General features: G+C 43.4%; 3 protein-coding genes. All 3 read left to right on the forward strand.

Going from position 1 to position 1,565, the window contains the following annotated elements; translation table 11 throughout:
- Positions 1 to 207: hypothetical protein (locus AACS90_RS22645; protein ID WP_206601868.1), on the forward strand; the 207-nt coding region annotated here is incomplete at its 5' end.
- Positions 204 to 1,136 carry a recombinase RecT gene (locus AACS90_RS22650; RefSeq protein WP_099123654.1) on the forward strand — a complete coding sequence of 311 codons (933 nt, stop codon included), beginning with the start codon at positions 204 to 206 and terminating at the stop codon, positions 1,134 to 1,136. The genes AACS90_RS22645 and AACS90_RS22650, both read left to right, overlap by 4 nt.
- On the forward strand, positions 1,129 to 1,565 hold a 437-nt coding region (locus tag AACS90_RS22655; protein WP_193757312.1), incomplete at its 3' end, for a YqaJ viral recombinase family protein. The genes AACS90_RS22650 and AACS90_RS22655, both read left to right, overlap by 8 nt.

Below are 1,565 nucleotides of genomic sequence, written 5' to 3' on the forward strand. Positions count from 1 at the left end.
TGTCAGGAAATGACCGAAGAAGAACTCGACGAAGAGGTCGAGAAAATTGTCTTGAGTTTTATCGATAATTCATTGCCTGAAGGGGCTGGCAAAGTACTTAACCCGATATTCAAAAGCAACCCCTCTGCGTGGGATAGATACATAGGTGTCCTGAATGAGGTCGTGATGGTGGGTCTGAAGGATAAAATCATTGGGAGGGCAGCATGAGTACAGTCGTTCAAAAAGTTTACGAAATCATTAACCCACTCAAAACGGATTTTGAGCAGGTATGTAGCGAACCTAGTATCGCCTTTAAGCGTGAATCTGAATTTGCTATGCAGATATTTGCTAATAACGATTATTTAGCCAGCGTCGCCGTCAGCAATGTTATATCAGTTCGTAGTGCCGTGATGAATATTGCGGCAATCGGTATCAGTTTAAACCCAGCGCAAAAACTTGCTTATCTGGTTCCAAGAGATAAGAAGGTTTGCCTTGATATTAGCTATATGGGACTGATGCATATAGCGCAGCAATCAGGTGCCATCAAGTGGTGTCAGTCTAGTATTGTTAGGCAGAATGATAACTTCCAGCTCACTTCAATCGATACTGCCCCAAAGCATGGATACAACGCCTTTGCTACGCAAGAGCAACGAGGTGAAATTATCGGTGCTTATACAGTCGTTAAGACAGATGACGGTGATTACTTGACTCACACAATGGCAATTGCTGACATCTACGCAATTAGAGATAGATCGACAGCATGGAAAGCATGGCTATCTAAGAAGAAAACCTGCCCTTGGGTGACTGACGAAGAGCAGATGATTTTAAAAACAGTAGTTAAACAGGCGGCGAAATACTGGCCTCGCCGGGAACGACTCGACCAAGCCATTGATTACGTTAACACCGAAGCTGGGGAAGGTATCGACTTTAATAGTGATCACTCTCAGTCTCGTGACATTACACCTGCCAGTGACCAACAGTTAAAAGATATATCAGACCTTATGATTAAGATTGACGGAGAGTGGAGCGATAAATTTCTTGGTTACATCAGCCAAAAATTTAAGCGACAAATCAGCCACCCTGAACAACTTACTGCTTTCGAGGCTAACACGATTATTGATATGTTAAGAGCAAAGGCAGGTAAAAATGATAAGTAACGACATCGTTCTAAACAGAACTGGTATCAACTTATCCGCGATAGAGCAAGGAAGTGAAGAATGGATGTCACTCCGACTAGGTGTTATTACAGCTTCAGATGTCTGGAAAGTTCTCACAAAGCCCAAATCAGCGAAATCATGGTCAGACGCAAAGAAGACATACCTGAACACATTAATCGGGGAAGTTTGCACCGGGGCATTCAAGGAAGTTAATGCAAGAACGTTAGCCTGGGGTAAAGATTACGAACTTGAAGCGCGGATGACGTTTGAGTTCTACAGCGGGTTAACGGTGAAAGAAGAGCCAATCATTTTCCGGGATGAAAGTCTCAGAGTTGCATGTTCACCGGATGGTATTTGTAGTGATGGCGCAGGTCTTGAATTGAAGTGTCCTAACACTACCGAAGTGTTTATTGACTTGGCTTTGAACGG

The organism is Xenorhabdus sp. KK7.4 (assembly GCF_963876465.1).
In the GTDB taxonomy this organism is placed as follows: Bacteria; Pseudomonadota; Gammaproteobacteria; order Enterobacterales; family Enterobacteriaceae; genus Xenorhabdus; species Xenorhabdus stockiae.